Source organism: Pantoea sp. ABR1s (assembly GCF_057812235.1).
This window is the reverse complement of sequence record NZ_CM173823.1, coordinates 2,425,252-2,447,135: the sequence shown is the minus strand read 5'-3', so window position 1 is coordinate 2,447,135 and position 21,884 is coordinate 2,425,252. Positions and strand designations below refer to the sequence as shown.

The 21,884-nt window shown below is 54.3% G+C and carries 16 protein-coding genes and 1 pseudogene; all 17 read left to right on the top strand.

Annotation, left to right across the window (positions count from 1 at the left end; all coding sequences use genetic code 11):
- Position 1 precedes the first annotated feature (1 nt).
- The 17 genes and pseudogenes from tssF to dgcN all read left to right on the top strand — a co-directional run bounded on the left by tssF (position 2) and on the right by dgcN (position 21,883).
- Complete coding sequence (tssF, locus tag ACXKZD_RS11465; RefSeq protein ID WP_010669908.1) at positions 2-1,873, top strand: type VI secretion system baseplate subunit TssF; 1,872 nt, start codon at positions 2-4, stop codon at positions 1,871-1,873.
- Positions 1,870-2,916: a type VI secretion system baseplate subunit TssG gene (gene tssG / locus ACXKZD_RS11460; RefSeq protein WP_033757372.1), complete on the top strand. Its 1,047-nt coding sequence runs from the start codon at positions 1,870-1,872 to the stop codon at positions 2,914-2,916. The genes tssF and tssG overlap by 4 nt, the downstream gene beginning before the upstream one ends.
- A 54-nt stretch (positions 2,917-2,970) precedes the next feature.
- Positions 2,971-5,580 carry a type VI secretion system ATPase TssH gene (tssH, locus tag ACXKZD_RS11455; protein WP_488981617.1) on the top strand — a complete coding sequence of 870 codons (2,610 nt, stop codon included), beginning with the start codon at positions 2,971-2,973 and terminating at the stop codon, positions 5,578-5,580.
- Positions 5,581-5,607: 27 nt separating this feature from the next.
- Positions 5,608-7,113 carry a serine/threonine protein kinase gene (locus ACXKZD_RS11450; protein ID WP_488981616.1) on the top strand — a complete coding sequence of 502 codons (1,506 nt, stop codon included), beginning with the start codon at positions 5,608-5,610 and terminating at the stop codon, positions 7,111-7,113.
- A 16-nt stretch (positions 7,114-7,129) separates the two neighbouring features.
- Positions 7,130-9,664, top strand: a complete 2,535-nt coding sequence (tssI, locus tag ACXKZD_RS11445) for a type VI secretion system tip protein TssI/VgrG (protein ID WP_488981615.1) — start codon at positions 7,130-7,132, stop codon at positions 9,662-9,664.
- Between the two features lie 4 nt (positions 9,665-9,668).
- Positions 9,669-10,385, top strand: coding sequence for a hypothetical protein (locus tag ACXKZD_RS11440; RefSeq protein ID WP_073999555.1), 717 nt, complete (start codon positions 9,669-9,671; stop codon positions 10,383-10,385).
- Positions 10,386-10,606: 221 nt separating this feature from the next.
- Positions 10,607-11,452, top strand: a complete 846-nt coding sequence (locus ACXKZD_RS11435; RefSeq protein ID WP_245116664.1) for a hypothetical protein — start codon at positions 10,607-10,609, stop codon at positions 11,450-11,452.
- A 17-nt stretch (positions 11,453-11,469) separates the two neighbouring features.
- The gene (locus ACXKZD_RS11430; RefSeq protein WP_010246011.1) at positions 11,470-11,910 is read left to right on the top strand and encodes a DcrB-related protein; all 441 of its coding nucleotides are present in this window, start codon (positions 11,470-11,472) and stop codon (positions 11,908-11,910) included.
- 3 nt (positions 11,911-11,913) lie between these two features.
- Positions 11,914-16,392, top strand: coding sequence for an RHS repeat-associated core domain-containing protein (locus ACXKZD_RS11425; protein WP_488981614.1), 4,479 nt, complete (start codon positions 11,914-11,916; stop codon positions 16,390-16,392).
- Positions 16,393-16,638 (top strand): hypothetical protein, encoded by a 246-nt coding sequence (locus tag ACXKZD_RS11420; protein ID WP_192033598.1) that lies wholly within the window; start codon positions 16,393-16,395, stop codon positions 16,636-16,638.
- A 363-nt stretch (positions 16,639-17,001) separates the two neighbouring features.
- Positions 17,002-17,211 (top strand): hypothetical protein, encoded by a 210-nt coding sequence (locus ACXKZD_RS11415; RefSeq protein ID WP_192033599.1) that lies wholly within the window; start codon positions 17,002-17,004, stop codon positions 17,209-17,211.
- A 90-nt stretch (positions 17,212-17,301) separates the two neighbouring features.
- A pseudogene (locus ACXKZD_RS11410) lies at positions 17,302-17,865 on the top strand (RHS repeat domain-containing protein); the annotation flags it as partial.
- Entirely contained in the window at positions 17,843-18,139 is a 297-nt protein-coding gene (locus ACXKZD_RS11405; protein ID WP_488982084.1) for a hypothetical protein, read from the top strand. The pseudogene ACXKZD_RS11410 and the gene ACXKZD_RS11405, both read left to right, overlap by 23 nt.
- The gene (locus ACXKZD_RS11400) at positions 18,136-18,609 is read left to right on the top strand and encodes a hypothetical protein (RefSeq protein ID WP_050679903.1); all 474 of its coding nucleotides are present in this window, start codon (positions 18,136-18,138) and stop codon (positions 18,607-18,609) included. Before ACXKZD_RS11405 ends, ACXKZD_RS11400 begins: the two co-directional genes overlap by 4 nt.
- 454 nt (positions 18,610-19,063) lie before the next feature.
- Positions 19,064-20,026, top strand: a complete 963-nt coding sequence (gene ssp4 / locus ACXKZD_RS11395) for an Ssp4 family T6SS effector (protein WP_143790017.1) — start codon at positions 19,064-19,066, stop codon at positions 20,024-20,026.
- On the top strand, positions 20,026-20,607 hold the full coding sequence (gene ssi4, locus ACXKZD_RS11390; protein ID WP_122458780.1) for an immunity protein Sip4: 582 nt from the start codon (positions 20,026-20,028) through the stop codon (positions 20,605-20,607). Before ssp4 ends, ssi4 begins: the two co-directional genes overlap by 1 nt.
- 268 nt (positions 20,608-20,875) lie before the next feature.
- Positions 20,876-21,883 (top strand): N-acetyltransferase DgcN, encoded by a 1,008-nt coding sequence (gene dgcN / locus ACXKZD_RS11385; RefSeq protein ID WP_488981613.1) that lies wholly within the window; start codon positions 20,876-20,878, stop codon positions 21,881-21,883.
- Position 21,884: the final 1 nt, after the last annotated feature.

Below are 21,884 nucleotides of genomic sequence, written 5' to 3'. Positions count from 1 at the left end.
CATGGACAGCAATCTGCTCGACTATTACAACCGTGAACTCGCCTACCTGCGTGAGATGGGGGCCGAGTTCGCTGCGCGCTACCCTAAAGTGGCAGGACGTCTTGGCATGCGCGGCATTGACGTGGCGGACCCCTATGTCGAGCGGCTGATGGAAGGTTTTGCCTTCCTGACGTCGCGCGTGCAGCTGAAGATGGATGCGGAGTTTCCGCGTTTCTCGCAGCGTCTGCTGGAGATGATTGCGCCATCCTATCTCTCGCCAACGCCGTCAATGGCGATCGCTCAGCTGACGCCGGACAGCCGCAAAGGCGACATCACCCAGGGCTTTCGCGTGCCGCGCGGCACCATGATGGAGAGCCAGAACCTGAAAAAAACCGGCGTGACCTGCAGCTACACCACCGCGCACGATGTGGTACTGCATCCGCTGCGCATCAGTGAAGCCAGTCTCGGCGGCGTGCCCGGCGATCTGCCCTCTGGCGAGCTGAAACTCGGCGGCCTGGGCGCGGTCAGTGCGCTGCGTATCCGCATCAGCTGCGAAGGGATCTCCTCGCTCAGTCAGCTCAGCGTGGACGATCTGATGCTGTTTCTCAGCGGCCCGGATATCCAGGCGCTTAAACTGCTGGAGTTGCTGATGCAGCACCGGGTGGGCATCGTGCTGCAGTCGGTTGAGAAGCGTCCGCAGCGTCAGGTGCTGACAGATGACGCGTTACAGCAGCAGGGCTTTGCGCCGGAGCAGGCGCTGCTGCCGGACGATCTGCGCAACTTTGACGGCTATCGTCTGTTGCAGGAGTATTTCGCCTTTCCGGCGCGCTTCCAGTTTATCAGTCTGAGCCAGCTGGCCCCGTTTCTGCGCCGCTGCGACAATGCCATGGCGTTCGACATCATCATTCTGCTCGACAAAGCGGACAGCGCACTGGAAAGCGTGGTCGATCACAGCCATCTGGCGCTGCACTGCACGCCTGTCATCAATCTGTTTCCGAAAACCGCCGAGCGCCTGAAGGTCAGCGACAGCCAGCATGAATATCATCTGGTGGTAGATAACATCCGTCCGCTGGATTATGAGGTGCACTCGGTGCAGCGGCTGTTCGCTACGGTAGAGGGCAAGCGCGAAGAGCAGGTTTTCCGTCCGTTCTGGAGCACCTTCAGCGGTGACCAGGGCGATTACGGTGCCTATTTTTCACTGCGCCGCGAACAGCGTACGCTGTCCGAGCAGGCGCAGCGCTACGGCACGCGCACCGGTTACATCGGCTCAGAAGTCTTTCTGTCGCTGGTGGATGAGCATCACGCGCCGTGGCACGACGAGGTGCGCTATCTCTCCGCGGACGTGATGTGTACCAGCCGCGATCTGCCGCTGATGCTGCAGCAGGATCAGGGTAACTTCGTGATGCCGGACTCCATTCCGGTATCGGAGCTGAAGCTGTGCAAAGGGCCGACGCCTCCGCGTCCGGCGCTGGCCGAGGGACTTTCCGCGTGGCGGCTGATCAGCCATCTGCAGATGAACTACCTCAGCCTGATGGACAGCAGCGACGGAGAAGGCGCGGCGGCGCTGCGTCAGCTGCTGAGCCTCTACGCCAACCTGGCGGAAGCGCCGGTCGCACGTCAGATTGACGGCATCCGCCACTGCACGCTCAGCGCGGTCAACCGCCGCGTGCCGGAGCCGGGCCCGGTGGTATTTGCGCGCGGCGTTAGCATCACGCTGGAAGTGGATGAGCAGGCGTTTTCGGGGGCCAGCCCGTGGCTGTTCGGCAGCGTGCTGGAGCGGGTCTGTGGCCGCCTTGTGGCGCTGAACAGCTTCACGGAGTTCACCCTGAACAGCCAGCAGCGTGGAGAAGTGGGCTACTGGCCGCCGCGCATGGGCCGGAAAGCGCTGATATGAGTGGCGAAAAGGTGATTTCGCTGCCCCGGCTCACCCGTCTGCCGGATGATTTCTGGCAGCGGGTGATGGCCGCGCCGTGGCGTTACGATCTGTTCCAGCTGCTGCGGCGGCTGGATGCGCAGGGCGGTCAGCGCTATCCGCTGGGCCGTGCGCCGCTGCCGAAGTTCGAATCGGTGCGTATCGGTCAGACACCGTCACTGGCGTTTGCGCCCGCCACCGTCGCCAGCGCCACGCCGCGTGACGAGGCGGGACGTCATGAGCTCTCCATCTACAGCTTCGGGCTGTTTGGCCCCAACGGCCCGCTGCCGACCCATCTGACCGAATATGTGCATGAACGTATCGTGCATCATCAGGATCACAGCCTGTCGGCGTTTGCTGACCTGTTTCACCATCGCGCCACGCTGCTTTTTTATCGTGCCTGGGCCGATGCGCAGCCGACCGTGTCGCTGGATCGCCCCGACGACAGTCGCTTCCTGAACTATCTCGCCTGCCTGGCGGGCATCGGTTTACCGGCCCAGCAGCAGGCCAGTTCGCTCAGCCTCCATGCCCGACTGATGCTGGTGGGCCACCTCAGCCGCCACGGCCACGATGCCGAAGGGCTGGTGCGCATTCTGCGCCACTACTTTGGCGTGCCGGTCAGGCTGACACAGAACCTGCCGCACTGGCTGACGCTGGACAGCCGCGATCAGGCCCGACTCGGCGCGGGACGCCATATGCCCCGGCTGGGCGCTTCTGCATTTCTCGGCGTGGCGGTGCGCGACGTGCAGCACCGTTTCCGTCTTCATCTGGGACCGCTCAGCGCGGCGCAGTATGCCCGTTTTCTGCCGGATGCCCCCGGCGCGCGTGAAGTACGCGACTGGGTGCGTCACTACCTCGGCATTGAAATGCAGTGGGATCTCAGCCTGATCCTGGCCGCTGACGAGGTACAGGGTGTGACGCTGGGTGGAACTGCCCGACTCGGCTATACCAGCTGGCTGGGGCATGCGCCGCAGCCGCAAGATCGTGAAGATTTTATGTTTGAGGTTGAGGCTGCTTCGCGCTAGCCCAGCCGCTTTCCCTGTTACACAGCCTGCGTCTTTCATTGAAGAGAGCCCCCTATGTCAGAAATCAGCCGTGCCGTGCTATTCGGCAAACTGGATACGCTGTTATTTACCTCGCTGGAAAGCGCCACCGCCTTTTGCAAATTGCGCGGCAATCCCTATGTCGAACTGGTGCACTGGCTGCATCAGCTGATGCAGCAGCAGGATGGCGACTTACAGCAGGTCATCACACATTTTTCACTGGATGAAAAGGCCCTGACTCAGGACATCGTTGCCGCGCTGGATCGCCTGCCGCGCGGTGCCAGTGCGGTCTCCGACCTCTCCGAGCATATCGACAGCGCCGTTGAACGGGCGTGGGTTTACGCCTCGCTGAAATATGGCGCGACCCGCATTCGCGGCGGCCATCTGCTTATCGGCATACTGAAAACCTTCAACCTGGCCAGCGTGCTGAAAGGCATCTCCGGTCAGTTCAGCCGCGTCAACGCCGATGCGCTGCTGGCGGAATTCGACACGCTGCTCGGCAATAGCAAAGAAGCGCAGCAGGCGCTGAGCGCACCGGCGGATGCTGGCGGCGCACCGCCCGCCGCCAGTGGCAGCACGCTGGAACAGTATGCGCAGGACCTGACGGCGCGCGCCCGTGAAGGCCGCATTGATCCGGTAACCGGACGTGACGACGAAATCCGCCAGATGGTCGATATCCTGATGCGTCGCCGCCAGAACAACCCGTTGCTGACCGGCGAAGCGGGCGTCGGCAAAACCGCGGTGGTCGAAGGCCTTGCGCTGCGTATCGCGGCGGGTGATGTGCCTGCGCCGCTGCGCGATGTGCAGCTCTGGCTGCTGGACATCGGCATGCTGCAGGCGGGTGCCGGCATGAAAGGGGAGTTTGAAGCGCGACTGCAGGCGCTGATCAATGAGGTGCAGTCCAGCCCGACGCCAATTGTGCTGTTTGTTGATGAGATCCACACCCTGGTGGGCGCAGGGGGTCAGCAGGGCACCGGTGATGCCGCCAACCTGCTGAAACCGGCGCTGGCACGTGGACAGCTGCGCACCATCGGCGCGACCACCTGGGCGGAATACAAAAAGTACATTGAGAAAGATCCGGCGCTGACCCGTCGCTTCCAGACCGTACAGGTGCAGGAGCCGGATGAAGCCAGAGCGATTCTGATGCTGCGCAGCACCGTCAGCGCACTGGAGAAACATCATCGGGTGCTGTTGCTGGATGATGCGGTCAGTGCGGCGGTGAAACTGTCGCATCGCTACATTCCGGCGCGCCAGCTGCCTGACAAAGCGGTGGCGCTGCTGGATACCGCCTGCGCCCGCGTGGCAGTTAGCCAGGGCGCGCAGCCCGCGGCGCTGGAAGATTGTCTTCACCGTCTGGCGGCGCTGGAGATTGAAGCAGAGATCATCGAACGTGAAATCCGGGTGGGCCTGGGCGACGCCACCCGCCAGCAGGCGATTGCAGCGCAGCGCACTGCGCTGGAAGCCGAGCGGGAAGCGCTGCAACAGCGCTGGCTGCAGGAGCGCGAACTGGTCGAGACGCTGATTGCGTTGCGCGCCCGCTGTGTGACAGAAGAGGATGCGGCGCTGCGTGAACAGCGTGATGCGACGCAGCAGCAGCTTACTGCGCTGCAGGGCGACACGCCGCTGCTGTTTGCCGCCGTCGATGCGGGCGTGGTGGCTGCCGTGGTGTCGGACTGGACCGGCATTCCGCTGGGCAGAATGGTGAAGAATGAGATCGACGCGGTGCTGAATCTGGCCGATACCCTGAACCAGCGGGTCATTGGCCAGCGTCACGGTCTGGATCTGATCGCCAGACGGGTACGCACCTCGCGCGCGCGCCTTGATAATCCCAACAAGCCGGTCGGCGTGTTTATGCTGTGCGGGCCTTCCGGTGTCGGCAAAACCGAAACCGCGCTGGCGCTGGCCGAGTCGCTGTACGGCGGCGAGCAGAACATCATCACCATCAACATGAGTGAGTTTCAGGAGGCGCACACCGTCTCGACGCTGAAAGGGGCACCGCCGGGCTACGTCGGCTACGGCGAGGGCGGCGTGCTGACCGAAGCCGTTCGCCGTCGCCCCTACAGCGTGGTGCTGCTGGATGAGATTGAGAAAGCCCATCCGGATGTGCATGAGCTCTTCTTCCAGGTATTTGATAAAGGCTGGATGGAGGATGGCGAAGGCCGGCACATCGATTTCCGCAACACCATCATCATTCTGACTTCCAATGTCGGCACGCAGTTAATCAGCGCGATGTGTGCCGATCCTGAACTGATGCCCGACCCCGACGCCCTGAGCACCGCGCTGCGTAAGCCGCTGCTGGAGGTGTTCCCGCCTGCGCTGCTGGGCCGTCTGCTGGTGGTGCCGTATTACCCGCTCAGCGACGCGATGCTGGCGGAGATTGTGCGGCTGCAGCTGGCGCGCATTGTGCGTCGTCTGGATGATAACCACGGCATTGAAGCGCAGATCGACGAGTCGGTGGTGAGCCAGATCGTGCAGCGCTGCACCGAAGTCGAGTCGGGCGGTCGCATGGTGGATGCCATCCTTACCAACACGCTGTTGCCACAGATGAGCCAGATCCTGCTGAGCGCCCACGCCCGTGATGAATGCTATCGCCGTGTCGATGTGCGTTGTGAGCAGGGTGAATTTGTCTGCCAGTTCGCGGTTTAAAGCCTGGCTATCAGAGAGTAATCGAATATGTCGGAACATGATCAACCCCTGAATGTCCCCAACGCCTTGCCGCTGGGTTACCGCTTCAATGAGTTTGAAATCAAAGAGGTCATCGGCGGTGGCGGCTTTGGCATCGTCTATCGCGCCTGGGATCACCAGCTTGAGCGTGATATCGCGATCAAAGAGTTTATGCCCGCCTCACTGGCAGTGCGCAGCGATGATCTGAATCTGGTGCTGCGCAGCGAACGGTTCAGCAAAACCTTTCACGCCGGACTAAACAGCTTTATTCAGGAGGCGCGTCTGCTGGCGCGCTTTAATCATCCGAACCTGCTGCATGTGCTGCGTTTCTGGGTGCAGAACGACACCGCCTACATGGGCACGGTGTTCTACAGCGGCACCACACTCTCGAACTTCAGCGAACGTAATCCGCAGTCGGTAAATGAGGCCTGGATCCGTCGCCTGCTGCCGCCGCTGCTGGGGGCGATCAAGACCATCCATGAAGCGGGCTATCTGCACCGCGATATTTCCCTGGATAACATCCAGATCCAGAGCAGCGGCGAGCCAATCCTGCTGGACTTCGGGTCGGCGCGTAAAACTATCGGCAATCTGTCGGATGAGAGCGAGACGATGCTGCGTCCCGGCTATGCGCCGATTGAGCAGTACAGCGACAACGATGAGAGTGAGCAGGGCGCGTGGACCGATATTTACGCGCTGGGCGCGGTGCTGCATACCCTGATCACCGGTGCGCCACCGCCGGTCAGCGTGGTGCGCAGCATCGAAGATAACTACCAGCCGCTGGTGCAGCGTCGTCTGGCAGGCTACTCGACGGCACTACTCAGCGCCGTCGATCGCGCGCTGGCGCTGAAACCGGAAGATCGTCCGCAGAGCATTGATGATTTTGCTGCGCTGATGGCGCTACCGGAACGTGAACCGGAACCGCTGCTTAGCGCAAAAATCAGCGGACCGGGCACCATGCTGGTGCCGATTGAAGAAGAAGAGGAGGTGATCAAACCCGCCTCGCCGCTGAAAACGCTGCTGGGACACCGCTTTGCACTGCCGGGCCTGGTTGCCGCTGGCGTGCTGGTCGGCCTGGGCGCCGGTCTGCTGATGTCACGCGGCAACGAGCAGTCACCGCCGGATGAGATGGCGCAGAACAGCGCACCTTCCGCCGCTGTCGCGCCGGTTAACCAGCCGGTTGCCGCGCCTCCGACTCAGACTGAGGCCCCGCCGGATACCGTTGCCAGCACTGCGGCTCAGACGTCTGAGCCCGCGCAGACCGCCGCGCGTGAACCCGATCCACAACCGGCACCACCACCCGCTCCGGTCGCCCAGGTCTATATCCGTCTGCAGCAGGGTGAACGCGTTCAGGTGAACGGTCAGCCGCAGGCGCTGGTGCCGGCGGTGAATGGCTTCGCCACGCTGCAACTGGCACCGGGCAACTACACCTTTGCCATCAGCGGCCAGAGTGGCACCCGCGAACAAACGCTGAACATCAGTGAAGAAGGTGTCTGGTTGCTCGATCCACACAGTTAATAGTCAGGGATTACTTATGTTCTCACGCATTACTGCACAGCTGCCGGCGGACGGCCTGCTGTTCCATACGCTTAAGGGCACCGAGACGCTGTCCCGTCCGTTTGTGCTCACCGCTGAACTGCTGGCCACCGACGCGCGCATCGACCGCCACGCCCTGCTGGGGAAGCCGGTGACGTTTACGCTGCCGACCGACGGGCTGATGAACGCGCTGAGCCCGCGCTACCTCAACGGCAAAATCACCCGGGTGGCGGTGCGCAGCCAGGAGCTGAGCGGCACCCGCTACGCGGTCTATGAGCTGACGGTCGAGCCGGACCTGTGGCCGATGAAGCGCGACCGCAACCTGCGCATCTTCCAGAGCCAGACGGTGCCGCAGATTGTGCAGACGCTGCTGAAGGAGTACGGGGTCAACGTGGAGACGCGCCTGGCGGGCAGCTACCGGGTGTGGGAATACTGCGTGCAGTATCAGGAGAGCAGCCTGGACTTTATCAGCCGCCTGATGGAGCTGGAGGGGATTTACTACTTCTTCCGCCACGAGGCGGACAAACACACGCTGGTGCTGTGTGACGCGCCGGACCAGCATCAGGCGTTTCCGGGCTATGAGACCATTGCCTATCACGTCACCCCGTCGGGCGGCGTGGTCACTGAGGAGGGTATCAGCCAGTGGTCGCTGGCGGAGAGCGTGACGCCGGGCATCTACAGCACCGACGACTACGACTTCCGCAAGCCGAACGCCTGGATGCTGCAGGCCCGCCAGAACCCGGCGTCGCCGGTGCCGGGCTCGGTGGACGTTTACGACTGGCCGGGCCATTTTGTCGACCACAGCCACGGCGAGTCCTACGCGCGCATCCGTCAGGAGGTGTGGCAGGCCGAGCACCACAGCGTCAGCGGGTCGGGCACGGCCACCGGCATCGCGCCGGGCTTTACCTTCTCGATCATCAACGCGCCGCACTTCAGCGACAACGGCGAGTATCTGGTGACCTCGGCGACCTATGACTTCGCCGAGAACGCCTACGCCAGCGGCGACACCGGCGACAGCCGTCACAACATCCACTTCACGGTGCTGCCGTCGTCAGTGACCTACCGCACGCCGCCCGAAACGGCGTGGCCGAAAACGCACGGCCCGCAGACGGCGAAGGTGGTGGGACCCAAAGGCGAGTCGATCTGGACCGACCGCTACGGCCGGGTAAAGGTGAAGTTTCACTGGGACCGGCTGGCGAAGGGCGATGACACCAGCTCCTGCTGGGTGCGCGTCTCCAGCGCCTGGGCGGGTCAGGGATTCGGCGGGGTGCAGATCCCGCGAGTGAACGACGAAGTGGTGGTGGACTTCATCAACGGCGATCCGGATCGTCCGCTGATCATCGGCCGGGTTTACAACGAGGCAAGCATGCCGCCGTGGGCGCTGCCGGCGGCAGCGACGCAGATGGGCTTTCTGAGCCGGTCGAAGGATGGCACGGCGGACACCGCGAACGCGTTAAGGTTTGAGGATAAGTCGGGTGAGGAACACCTGTGGATTCAGGCGCAGAAGAACATGGATACCCATGTTAAAAATGACGCCAGCCATTCAGTCGCCAACAATCACAGCCATTATGCGGGCGGCAATGAGCTCTACCGTGTCGAAACCAACCGTGTCCACGGTGTAAAAGGGGGCGAAGAGCGGCTGACCGGTAAGGGCAAACTCGATGCGGTGGTCGATACCTATGTAGTGGGTTCGGGGACTAAACTTCGCCTTGAATGCGGAGAGAGTGCTATCGAACTGAATGCGAATGGCCAGATTAATATTGTGGGCAAGGGCTTCAATATTTTTGTGCAGGGTGATGGTCATATCACCACCTCTGGCGGCAAACTGAACCTGAACACGGATGGCGCGAAGCCGGGCACAAGCGCACCGGGCTCCAGTCATAAACAGAATATCAGCCAGGCCGTAGAGAATCTGTTCCCGCCGAAGCAGAAAGGACAGGCGGCTCCGAAGGCGGCTTTTATTAAACCCAGTGTAGTGGCAACACCAAAAAATGGTGACAATTTTTCCACCATTTCTCCAATAATATTAAGACATGAAGGTGGCTATGCAAACCGTGCATCTGACAAGGGCGGCCCAACAAACCATGGTATTGCATGGGATACATGGAAAAAATATTCAAAAGAGGATTTAGGTGTTGAGCCGACATTAGAAAATTTAAAAAAAATCACGCCAGAGCAGGCTGAGGTTATTTATAAAAAAAGATACTGGGACCCAAGTGGTTTTAATGATATTAAGGATCCTAAATTAGCTTTGATGTCCTATGACTGGAGCATTACATCTGGTGGGGCCGGAAAGCAGATTCAAAAACTGTTAAATAGCCAATATGGACAAAATTTGAAGGTTGATGGTGTGATTGGGCCTGATACAATTTCTGCTATGAATAGTATTGAAGATTCAGGTAAACTAACCAATAGCATTGCTGAAATCAGAAAGCAATATTATACTAACCTGACTATATCTGATCCTAAAAATTTACCTAATCTTAACGGCTGGATTAATAGGGTTAATGATTGTCTGGATTTTAAAGGTTAATCAAATGAATAAAGTTGGATTTAGCTTAGCGGTTTTGTTGTCAATTTCTTCATTATCCTTGTTTGCTTCTGATAATTTTACTGGTCAGTGGAGTGGGCAAGAGAAAAATGATAATGGATCACTATATTCCACTCTAACATTAAAATTAAAACAGAATAATAATAACATAACGGGTAGTTATTGTTATGTGACAAGGGGCGGAAATAAAATAGATTGCCCTGATGATAATGACAGCAATCTCAAAGGTACGGCAAACGGTAAAAATGCTTTGATTGAATTTGATTCTTCATTTGGCGGAGTGAAGGGTAAAGCAAATTTAGAACTTAAAGATAATAAAGTTTTATGGAAGTTAATCAAAGACCCTGAGAATGGGGATTTTTATGCGCCAAAAACTTATAATCTTGAGAAAGATGTTAGTGAAGGAGATTTAAAATCAGATATGAAGGTTTTGTCTACATCTGATTTCACGATTACTTTATTGAATAGCTGTGGGGGTTTTTATACTGTGTGTGATAAGGTTAAATACATAGGCCTCAGAAATAAAGATGGAAAACAAATTACTCTTGAAGGTAAAACTACGCAACCTGTAAACTCAAATAAAGCTGAAGGGATGCTTTTCAATAATAGCGGTGTAGATTATGTTGTGAGCTTTAATCCGCTTGAATTGAAGGTGGTACAGGGTAATAAAACGCTTGTTAAGCAAGGTGGCAAGTGGGAATGATAATTTTCATTATCACTCAAGTGAGATTTTTACTGTATTTCAAGTAATAAGAATGACATTATAATAATGTTATGGGTTTTATTAGGGTGGTGATATGTACTCTCCACCCCACATAATGTTGAAGTGTGAGTAATTTTTTAATTTAAAAGATTTTAATTACGTTGCTCTTAGTGATTAAATACCCTTCTTGTTTTCTATTGTCAACCCCCGATAAAAACACAATGATTGTAAATCGTTTTTTCACCAGCCTTATATTTGTGTCTGTTCTCATGGTTTTATCCTGCATTGCCAGGGCCGAATCCAGCACGGAATCGTCTGTTCCTGCCCTTAACGAGGGCGATTTTTCCGTTCTGCTAAACGACTATGCTTTCACTCCCGGAGACACATGGAGCAATGAAAGCTTCGTACGGGCTGGTAAGGCTCTGAGTTCAGTTCTGGCCGGAGAAGTGGCTATCAATAACCAGCAGTACAACTACTTCCAGCATAGCTATGACGGCTTTGAGTTGTTCAGCGCGGCGGCGGTGGGAGATGCCAGCCACACGGTTCTGGCTGAGATCCTACTGGAAAATGCCAATGTGCCGACGTCCCGAAATATAAAGGTAGGCGATAGCCTGGAACAGGTTCAGCAAGCCTATGGACCCGGAAAAGAAGATAACAGTGATAATCAGCATTGGCTTGTCTACCCGTCTGGCGGGAAACAGTTGATGTTTCAGATTGACCAGGGAAAGGTCAGTTGCATCATGTTGAAAACAGACATGGGGGCAGAGCAAAGCGAAATCAGCGCTGACCAGGCTATCAGCGCTGCAACCGAAGCAATTCATACCTGGCAACTGACCACCCTCGATGAGAAATGCCTGCGATACGATCTTGACGACAGCAGTGATGAAAGTTTCTTTGTCATTACGGTTCGTGAAGATAATCACGACGCCAGTTGCGGTGGCGATCCTGATATTACGCATCGACTTTTCGACATTAAAGTTGCGCGTAATAATACACAGATACTCACTAATGCCGATAACGTTGATGGCGAATACCATAGCCTGATTCCACCCGCCACAAACAATTAATAAAACGGATACCCAATATGCATTACCAATTCAATGAGGGCGCCTTTGCGCTTTTTCCTGCTGCCTGGCAGGACACCACCATGAATATTCTCCGCGATGAAGCCAGTGGGCTGGCATGGGTTGTGAGCCGTGGCGTTATTTCTGAGGGCAGTGATGCTGAAAAAGAGTTCCAGCGTCAGTGGGACACATTGCGGAGTCAGATGGGCCATATCCAGCAGACTGAATTTGTACGTTTGATGGCAGGTGTGGATAACACATTACACGCCGTTGAAGTTGAAACCGTATTTGACCGTAACGGGCAGGCAGTGTGGCAGAAACAGCTTGCTACACAGGTGCCTGACTCGAACATCTTAATGATTTTTACGCTCTCAGCCATGCGTCCATTCAATGAAGAGGATGGACAGCGCTGGAGTGCATTTAAACAAAGCCTGAGTCTGAACAATCCACGGAAAGCATAACCTATGGATAACCCTGCTGCCCGCGTGGGCGACGAGATCATTCACTCCAGCATTTTCGCTGATATCACAAGCATTGTTGCGGAAGGTGCGGCCTATGCCGTCATTGGTGCCGCAGTGGGTGCTGCTATCGTCTCGGCAGCGCCCCTGCTGGGCACAGGGGCGGCAGCGGCGAGTGTAGCAGCCGTGGGTAACAGTTGCCTGCTCAGCGGTATTCTGGGAGGTGTACTGGCCAATGCCGTTGGTCTGTCACAAGAGATCAGTAAAGCGGCCGATGGGCTGGGTAACATGATATTCCCGCCGTCACCTGCCGGAGTAATCGCCACTGGATCAGTGAATGTCTACGTTAATGGTCTATTAGCCGCACGCGCGGCCGGGATGCTCACGCCCGGCGAGACACCGCCACCGGAACCACAATCGCCGCAGAGCTTCGCCGACTATGGCGGCATGTTGCTCTCTGCGGTCGGCCAGTTTGGCAGTGCAATGTGGCAGCCCACGGTAGCCTCCGCCGATGCGGGCACCTCTCCGCTGGAGCAGGACAAAGTGGCCTGTGAAAAACACAGCGCACCGCAATATCTGGCTCAGGGATCGAAAAGCGTCTTTATCAATGGCCAGCCTGCAGTGCGCGCAAAGGATAAAACCACCTGTGACGCCACCGTCAGCGACGATGTTTCCCCCAATGTCATCATTGGTGGTCAAACCGTTACGGTACGAGAGATAAAAAGCGGCAAGGTGCCAGGCCTGGCTGTGATGATGATCGGCCTTTCCCTCATCCGTGGTCGCCCCGGTCAGATCATCAAAAACATGCCCTGCGCGCTGGCCGGTGCCGTGGGCGGTATGGCGGCGGACATGGCTATCAATGCGGCCTTCTCGTCGCTGTTTCCGGTTCATGCGGCGACCGGCGTCAAAGTCCTTAATGATGATGCAGAGCGCGATTTTTCCCTTCCCGGACGTTTCCCGCTCAGTTTTCAGCGCAGCTATAACAGTCTGACTCAGCGCGCTGGCTTGTTTGGTCAGGGCTGGGCCACGGTGTTTGACAGCTACCTGACGCTGGAAGGGAATCGGGCAACCTGGTTTGATGACAACGGGCGCGAACTGAGTTTTGACGTTCCCGGTGAAAAAGAGGTGCTCTACAGCATCAGCGAAGGGCTGATGGTGCGCCGCAACGAGTCTGGCGATATCGCCATTGCCGATGATGACGGTGCGGTATGGCGTCTTTACAGGCGCACGGCCGCTGATCCGCAGGTGCTGCGCCTGGCTTCACTGAGCGACGAGTACGGTAATGCGCTGGAGATGGGCTGGGATGAACAGGCCCGCCTGGTGCGTATCCATGACGCGCCGCTGGCGATTGACGTCACGCTGCACTACGACGACAAACAGCACGCGCGGCGTCCGACATCAGCCAGCCATTTTGATGGCGATCAGAACTGGCCTCTCACGCGCTGGACCTACAATGATCGGGGCCAGCTTACCAGCGTTACTGATGCCGCAGGCGTTGTCTCACGACGCTTCCGTTACAACGACGATGGATTGATGGTCTGGCACCAACTGCCGGGCGGGCTGGAGAGTGAATATCGCTGGCAGAAGCTGGATCACTGGCGCGTTATAGAAAACCGCACCAACAGCGGTGATGGCTGCCACATGCATTACGATCTTGAGGCGGGCATCACGCGCGTGTCGACCTATGACGGTCAGCAGCGCGAACACCACTGGAATGCCGCGGGCCTCATCACCTGTTTTATCGACGAGCGCGGCGAGAAGTGGCGTTATGAGTGGGATGAAAACGAACTCCTGACGCGTCGCATCGATCCGCTGGGCAACGCGGTGAGCTTCACCTATGACGATCTGGGCAACCGTGTTGAAGAGAAGGATTCTGACGGTGGTGTGCAGGCGGTGCAATGGCTGTCACACCGTTCGCTGCCCACGGTTGTTGCCGGAGCAGACGGTTCCACAACGAAATACTATTACGATCCCCATCACGGCCTTGAGCGCGTTGTTGATGCGCTCGGGCAAAGCACGCTCTATCAGCGGGATGAGTTCGGACTGGTTGTCGAAGAGACTGACGCAGCAGGTAATAGCTACCGCCGTGAGTTTAATGATGCCGGCCAGGTTATCCGTGAAACCGACTGTTCAGGGCTGACCACGCGCTACCGTTATCATCCCCTGGGCTGGCTCAGCTGTGTCATCGCGCCGGATGGTGAAGAAACCCGTTATCACTATGATGCAGCAGGCCGTCCTCTTCAGCTGGAACGCGCAGAAGGATGGGAAGAGCGGTTGCACTGGAGTGAAAACGGACTGCCGCTGGCCTATGAATCGGCTGATGGCAAGCGCAGTGAATTCCGTTACGACAATGTCGGGCGATTGATCGCCAACCGTAATGCGCAGGGTGAGACGGTTCAGCGAAGCTGGGACAGCCGTGGCCGGTTGACGGCGCTGCAAAATGAGAACGGCGAGCAGTATCAGTTCGAGTGGGGCGCAGATTCTCTGTTGCTGGCCCAGGTCGGGCTGGATGGTGTTGCCACACGATATGACTATGATGCGGCGGGCCGCACGGTATCACGCACCTTTGCCGCCGGACATCCTCAGTCCATTACCCATCGCTATCACTGGAGCCGTGCGGGGCAACTGCTGGCGCGGACCACGCCGGAAGGCCAGACGCGCTATCACTACAGTGGCGGCGGCCAACTGGGTAAAGTGTCGCAGCATCTGCCGCTGTCTGACACCGAGTGGAGCCAGCAGGCCGAGCAGGAGATTACCTTTAAGTATGATGTGCTGGGCCGCATCGTTGCTGAGCAGGGGGAGCAGGGCGAACTGGCGTGGGAGTATGACGCGCTGGGCAACTGCACTGCCCTGACGCTGCCGGATGGCCGCAACCTGAAGCAGCTTTATTATGGTAGCGGGCATCTGCTGAGCATCGCATTAGACAACCTGCCGGTCACGGAATTTACCCGGGATACACTGCATCGGGAACTCAGCCGGACGCAGGGCGGCCTGACCATGCGCAGTGAATACGATCGCTTAGGCAGACTGCGCCGCCGTGACGTGTTTAAGGGTGACTCACAGCGTCCTGCACCGCGCGTCTGGTCCCGCCGGCGCGACTTCGATTACGGCAACAACCTGATCCGTGAAGAGCGCGACGATAATCCGTTCAGCCAGACATTATGGAACTACGATAACGCCGGCCGGCTGTTGTCACAGGACGGTGCGCAGCCGGGTAATGAAAAGTGGCGCTGGGATGGCGCAGGCAACCCGCTGGATCGCCATAGTGCCGCTCATGTCATGCATAACCGCGTCACCGGACTGAACGGTATCCGCTGGCAATATGACATTCATGGCCGTACCACTGAGAAAGATGACGGGCATACCCGCTGGCGATATCGCTATGATGGTGAGCATCGCCTGACGGATGTGATCAGCGAGCCACGGGACCGTAACAAGCCGCGTACAAAGGTGAGTTTCCGCTACGATCCGCTTGGGCGCCGCATCAGTAAAACCAGCCAGCAGCTGTTGCAGGGAAGACCGTCGGGGAACGCCGTCACGACGCGCTTTGTGTGGGAAGGTTACCGCCTGCTGCAGGAAATCCACAACGGGATCCCGCTGACCTACGTCTACAGCGACAGCCAGAGCTATGAGCCGCTGGCCCGTATTGATAGTGTTGAAAGCCCGGAGATTTACTGGTTCCATAATGCGGCCAATGGAATGCCGGAGCTGCTGACTGACGGTGAAGGGCAAAAAGCCTGGGAAGGTATCAACAGCCCGTGGGGCAAGCTGCTGCGTGAATCCAGCCAGCGGATGCCTGTCGTTCAGCAGAACCTGCGTATGCAGGGCCAGTACCTGGACCGGGAAACCGGACTGCACTACAATCTGTTTCGTTATTATGATCCGGACAGCGGACGGTTTACCCAGCATGATCCGATAGGGCTGGCGGGCGGGATCAACCTTTACCAGTATGCCCCGAATGCGCTGGGTTGGGTGGATCCTTGGGGGCTGAGTCGGTGTAGTAGTGGAAATAAGGATAAACCGGATTTCTATGTTGGGCCAGCAGGGCCAAGTGCGACAATGCCATCCACAGCTTATAGGTATGTCCGATACTTGAAGGACGATGGAAGCGTAGATAAGTGGGTTCCTGGTCTCCTTGAAAATAAAAAAGCTCCAGTTACATATTTTGGATTCGAAAAATTTGAAACCGGTAAAACAGCTCGTGATGCTTTTCAGATAAAAGGACCGGAGAAAGTTGATCCAACTTTACCTGGGGATGTTTCATGGAGTGATGCAAGAATTAGAGGAAGGTTTGATACGTTGCAGTTATATGAAAATGGCACTCCTCAAGTACGGCATCCAAGGATGTTCGGGGACGCAATAGGCGCGCCGTTAGAACAGTTTACAAATGCTTATCCTGAGTACGGTAAAGGTGGCGTACAACAAATGTATGCTGAAAAACGAGAGGTAAGCTTTGATGATATTGATATTTTGCCGGAGGAATAAATGAATTACCATTCATACAATGACGTGCTTGACTATCTGAAAGAATTTTTCAAAACCAGGGTTGAATCACCCAATTATCTTGAAGAATTAATATACCTAATTGAGGGTTCTCGCTCTGAAAAGACTGTAACAATCAGGGCTATATATCAAAAGTATATGCAATACATAAAAGAAAATAGAGATGTTGTTAGAGTTATTCCTGGTGAAAAAGAAATGTGGATAGAATTACTGGATCACTGGCAGTAAGAGTGAGTTTGTGAATTTATTATAGAGTGTCCCGGAGGTAACTATATTCTTCTTGAGTAAAAGCTTTTTTATGATTTTTTGTGCAAGGAAACAAAAACCATGCACTTGATAAAATTATTTAAAAAACCTTTGTAAAGCGTATGTTTAATATGTGAGGATGGGTAAGTTAAATTAGGGAGTCTACCAATCAGAGTCGCCATACTAAACTCAACAAGATTACGTATGCCATCTGGCAATGATTTGGGTTAAACGATTTTTCGGGTGCCCGATAGGTATAAACCAAGATGAGGTGCTGAAGCAGTCATAGATTCATCACTATTGAATAAAGAGGTTATCAATAAAATTTAAAGTAAGGATTGTATAATGGAAAAGGCTATTTTTAGCGCCTATGGTATGTTTCTTACTCAAGAAAATGGCAAATATCATATCAACTATGATGCTGGTGGTGTTACTAATAAAGATGTTAAATGTGAGATAAGCGTAGAAGAGTTTAATAAGGCAAAATTAAGCGAGCAAGATGCTTATGAAGTAATAATATGCACTCAAGTTAGAGATAAAACAAACCATTCATAGTAGTTTGATGAGTTTTATTTTTAATTTTATTGATTTCAAAGGCAGTAAAATATTTTTATAAAATGTTTTATTTGCCATAGATGCAAGCTGCCAGTGACGCGTATTGATGGTGTGGAAAGCCCGGAGATTTACTGGTTCCATAATGCGGCCAACGGAATGCCGAAACTGCTGACTGACACTGAAGGGCAAAAAGCCTGGGAAGGTATCAACAGCCCGTGGGGCAAGCTGCTGCGCGAGTTCAGCCAGCGGATGCCAGCCTTTCAGCAGAACCTGCGTATGCAGGGCCAGTACCTGGACCGGGACAAATTTGCTTAAGCAAATTTGAACATCGCTTCAGCGATGGCCCCAATGGGGTGAGGCACCGCAGGGGCCGAATCAACCGGACTGCACTACAATCTGTTTCGTTATTATGACCCGGACAGCGGACGTTTTACCCAGCAGGATCCGATAGGGCTGGCGGGCGGGATCAACCTCTACCAGTATGCACCGAATGCGCTGGGGTGGGTGGATCCGTGGGGGTTGATGAAGTGTAAAAACCCTGCGAAAGAAGCAACGAAGTGGCAGGGACCAGGGAATAAAACTTATCCAGGCATCGATGTTTATGAGAATACAGTGATAAAAAAAAGGGACGATTCTTTATGCCCTTTATCCTAATGGAGATCAGTTACCTGCTTATACTGTAAGTCATCCTACAGTCAAACAACATAAAGGTGATCCACTTGGCTACCATGAAGCTTTGCAAGTTGAGTTGAACCCAGCATATCCAATGCGTTCAAGGGTGAGAGCTTATTACGTTACAGAAGATATATTTGTAGCCAGAGGACGTGCTGAAGCCAATCCTAAACATGGGAAAGGGGGAGGGCTGCAGTTCTTTATACCGGAAGAAGCTCGGCTTAAACTGAAACCTGGAAAAGTAATTGACATATGAAAATAATGAATTTAGACGAGTCAAATGGAGCTTTACATATTGATGGGAGTGAAATAGATCTTTCATCTTACGAGGCTTTTACTAAGTCCTTGTTTTTTAATTCAGTTGATGATCTGACACCAGTTGGAAAATATCGTTTTTTTTCAGAGGACGTCAGTTGGCACGATGAACCATTTACTGTGGAATTCAATCCGGCTGTTTTTTCTTTTAAAGCGCTTGTTTTCCTCACCAGTAAAACAGGTGATTTTTATAAAAGTCTATCTGATTGGGAAAAAAGAGCCAATGTAAAGGCTTTAAAGGAAGAAGAAAAAAGAATGTTTGCATGGATGCTAAATAGATATCCCAATAATTATAAGGGTGAATTAAAGGATCCCCCTTATGGACACGTTTGGGGTTTTGAATGGGGGAAAGTAACGGTACAATCGGAAGAGAGATCATTTAATTGTGGGATATATATTGTGTGGTATTGATTGTAAATCATCAGTCCTATGAAGACTTTATTTTATAATTTTAGCTAAATGGCATTTTAACAAAGCTATAGCATTTATATTTTAGTCGTCGATAATTAATGTGGATTTATGATATCAATGTATAATTTATTCCCGTACTGCTGGCAGAAATGATAAAAGATCCGCTGGTGATATTTTCACGATGATGAGGATTTTCTGGTGAATTTTATTTCAGATGGTAATTGATCTGCTAAAGAATTTTTCTTTTTGAATGTGGTTCTGCTATTAATTATCATTATTGATGTGTTGATAAATGGTATTGTTGATATTTTTCGGTTAATCAAAGGATGATGATTTTTTCGTGTATCACCTGCATATTGATATATTGTTCTGATGCGATAATAATGGTTTTTCCATTTCGAATTTCAATGTATTAAAACTCTATTTTATCAGTTTGAGCCCATAAGGAGATAAAATGAACCTGCCAGGAATGAATCCCGAGAATAACTTACCGGGTTACGACATCGCCAGGATGACCGGTTATGGGGCACCTGATTTTGATTTCAAAGCGCTGGGTGCAGCAATGGATTGTACTCGGGAGTTTTATCAGGCTGGCATCATCTATGCAGATGGCGCACAGCGTTATCTTGTTCGGCCTGGTCAGCGTCATCCTAATGGTCAAAGTGGTATCGTTACACATCTGATTGTGACCAAAACGCCCAGACAAGCCACAGCGTCTAATACGGGCAAGTCACTTAGTGAAGCAGTAAGCGTAACCTCAATGGGAACGGAGATTGCCTCGACCGTGCTTTCCTGTGGTGCAATGATTATCACTGCTGGCGTAGCGGTTATCGGCGCTTCTGCAACGCCTATAACCGCTGGCAGTAGCGGCGTGCTTGTTGCTATTGGTTATGCTGGCGCTGCCGCAACAGGCGTGCAATGTGTCAATGGTATTTACCGGGTTTATGATCTCGTCGAAAACGGTGGTGAAAACGTAGCGTGGCTGGACTCTCAGGATTGGTACGTTGCCACTTCAACGTCCCTTGACCTTATTTCACTAGCCAGTGTGGGCGGTGCGTTAAAAGAAGCCCTGGCAACATGGCGAGCGATGAAATCAGTCTCTTCTTTAAAAGCAACGGAGTGGCTCAGGAACTATCCAAGGCAGGACCGGGCTCGCCTTACTGAATTAATCATTAAGGCACAAAACCCTGGTATAAGTAATAAAGAGCTTAAAGCCGCCATCCGTGCAGGACTTTATCCAAAGCGTTTCCCTGTAGAGTCGGTGCAAAAAGAACTTGTTAAGCAACTCGCGCAGGTCGTTACGAGCGCAGCTGCTGTGGCAGGCAGTGCTGTCAGTGGTATCATTGCTGCTCCAGGTAATGTGCCACGCTCCGGGCGCTATATTGTGGGGACAATTCAATCACTGGCGGTATTTTAATGCAATTTCTATCATGGCTTGTCGGGCCAAATATCACTGAACTACTGCAACATGGTCGCGAAATAGATCAGGTAATCGCACGGCAGGATAATTCGATACTTGCCCGTTCCACTACAGAGCTTGAACGTTATTTTAAACAGCCTTCTGAGGCGCTTCCCCGGCAAAACGGCTTCCCGGTTGCGATAGTGCTGATGCTGTTGCTGATTGCATTTGCATTTAATTTGCTGACGTTTCTGCACGCTCTACCTCCGCTCAGTCCACAGGTACATGCGTTGAGTTTTTTTGTTCCCTCAATCGTCGTTATTGGCGCGATACTCACGGCCAGTTACCTGCTTGCGCGAGGCCATACAGCCGGTGTGGCGGGGCTGGCTTACGTCTGTGCGATGTTGCTTATATCGACCGTTTTACTCTTGAGCTACAGTGTAGTTATGGGTAGCCACTCGGGCCTGTGGCTGATTCTGGCACTCGCGGCTTTGGTAGGTGCTCGCTGGATACTTAATGGGCAGGCTTTCATCCTGTTTGCCATTTACTGCCGGACACAACGTCTTGCCAGCGTCGCCCGGCAGCGTCGCATGAAATAACCCATACTGATCTGTAGTACTGTTATCGCGGAATACCCATTCCGCGACTCTCTTCTATTTTTCTCTCAACACGATCTTTTTCCTATGACCCACTCCTTCTTTTAATCCATACCCTGTCCAATCCCCCTGAAAAACCCATCCATCATCACTATTACCTCTGGCTATAACCTGCCGTTATACCCTCCTGCTAAACAAGCATTCGTCACCTTTCAGAACGCATGAAATAGTGGTTTCAGAACCTGATCTTTTGGCTGAAATGAGAGACAACATGCTAATCCCACAACCCTATTTACTCTTTCTTGGCGATGTTACCGATCCCCTTGCGGCAAAAACGGCGCGCGGTATTCATATCTGGCGGCAGGAGCAGTGCGTTGGCGAAATTAAACTGCCGGGCTGCACGGTCAGTCTGGGTCTGGATGAACTCGATATTCCCGGCGCCATAGCGCGCGGCGCAAAAACGCTGGTGCTTGGCACTGCCAATGCCGGGGGCTACCTGCCAGAGCACTGGCTTGAAACGATCAAAAGTGCCATTAAAGCAGGCATGAATGTGGCTAGTGGTCTGCACCATCGGCTGGTTGATGAGCCGGAACTGGTGACGCTTGCACAGGCTTCTGGCGTTGAGCTTTTTGACCTGCGTCATATGCGTCCAGCGCTCAGTGTGGGCAGCGGTAAGAAGCGTTCAGGTAAGCGGATACTGACGGTGGGTACAGACTGCTCAGTGGGCAAGATGTACACCTCACTGGCGCTGGAAGCGGCGATGCGTGCGCGCGGCCTGAAAGCTGATTTTCGTGCCACGGGGCAGACCGGCATTCTGGTCGCAGGGGAGGGCATTGCTGTGGATGCGGTCATCGCTGATTTTATTGCCGGTGCAGCAGAAGCGCTTTCACCGGCGAATGACGAGGACCACTGGGACATCGTTGAAGGCCAGGGCTCACTGTTCCATCCCTCCTATGCGGGCGTAAGTATGGGGCTGATGCACGGTGCGCAACCACACTGGCTGGTCATGTGCCATGAAATGGGACGTCCTCATATGCGTCATTTACCACACCAGCCCATGGTCAGCCTGCAGGCGTGCGTTGAAGCCAATCTGCGTGCCGCGCAGGTGACCAGTGAGTCCGTTCAGCTGGCTGGCTTTGCTATCAATACCTCCAATTACAGTGAAGAAGAGGCGCTCGCTTATTGCGCCGAAATCAGCGCTGAGTTTGGCTTACCGGCCACAGATCCGGTGCGTTTTGGTATTGATGAGATCGCCGCACTGCTTCAGGAGCGTGGCTGAA

Excerpts from the sequence above, each read along its gene's own strand:
- tssF (WP_010669908.1), top strand. The coding sequence starts at position 2 with ATGGACAGCAATCTGCTCGACTATTACAACCGTGAACTCGCCTACCTG.
- tssG (WP_033757372.1), top strand. The coding sequence starts at position 1,870 with ATGAGTGGCGAAAAGGTGATTTCGCTGCCCCGGCTCACCCGTCTGCCG.
- tssH (WP_488981617.1), top strand. The coding sequence starts at position 2,971 with ATGTCAGAAATCAGCCGTGCCGTGCTATTCGGCAAACTGGATACGCTG.
- ACXKZD_RS11450 (WP_488981616.1), top strand. The coding sequence starts at position 5,608 with ATGTCGGAACATGATCAACCCCTGAATGTCCCCAACGCCTTGCCGCTG.
- tssI (WP_488981615.1), top strand. The coding sequence starts at position 7,130 with ATGTTCTCACGCATTACTGCACAGCTGCCGGCGGACGGCCTGCTGTTC.
- ACXKZD_RS11440 (WP_073999555.1), top strand. The coding sequence starts at position 9,669 with ATGAATAAAGTTGGATTTAGCTTAGCGGTTTTGTTGTCAATTTCTTCA.
- ACXKZD_RS11435 (WP_245116664.1), top strand. The coding sequence starts at position 10,607 with ATGATTGTAAATCGTTTTTTCACCAGCCTTATATTTGTGTCTGTTCTC.
- ACXKZD_RS11430 (WP_010246011.1), top strand. The coding sequence starts at position 11,470 with ATGCATTACCAATTCAATGAGGGCGCCTTTGCGCTTTTTCCTGCTGCC.
- ACXKZD_RS11425 (WP_488981614.1), top strand. The coding sequence starts at position 11,914 with ATGGATAACCCTGCTGCCCGCGTGGGCGACGAGATCATTCACTCCAGC.
- ACXKZD_RS11420 (WP_192033598.1), top strand. The coding sequence starts at position 16,393 with ATGAATTACCATTCATACAATGACGTGCTTGACTATCTGAAAGAATTT.
- ACXKZD_RS11415 (WP_192033599.1), top strand. The coding sequence starts at position 17,002 with ATGGAAAAGGCTATTTTTAGCGCCTATGGTATGTTTCTTACTCAAGAA.
- ACXKZD_RS11400 (WP_050679903.1), top strand. The coding sequence starts at position 18,136 with ATGAAAATAATGAATTTAGACGAGTCAAATGGAGCTTTACATATTGAT.
- ssp4 (WP_143790017.1), top strand. The coding sequence starts at position 19,064 with ATGAACCTGCCAGGAATGAATCCCGAGAATAACTTACCGGGTTACGAC.
- ssi4 (WP_122458780.1), top strand. The coding sequence starts at position 20,026 with ATGCAATTTCTATCATGGCTTGTCGGGCCAAATATCACTGAACTACTG.
- dgcN (WP_488981613.1), top strand. The coding sequence starts at position 20,876 with ATGCTAATCCCACAACCCTATTTACTCTTTCTTGGCGATGTTACCGAT.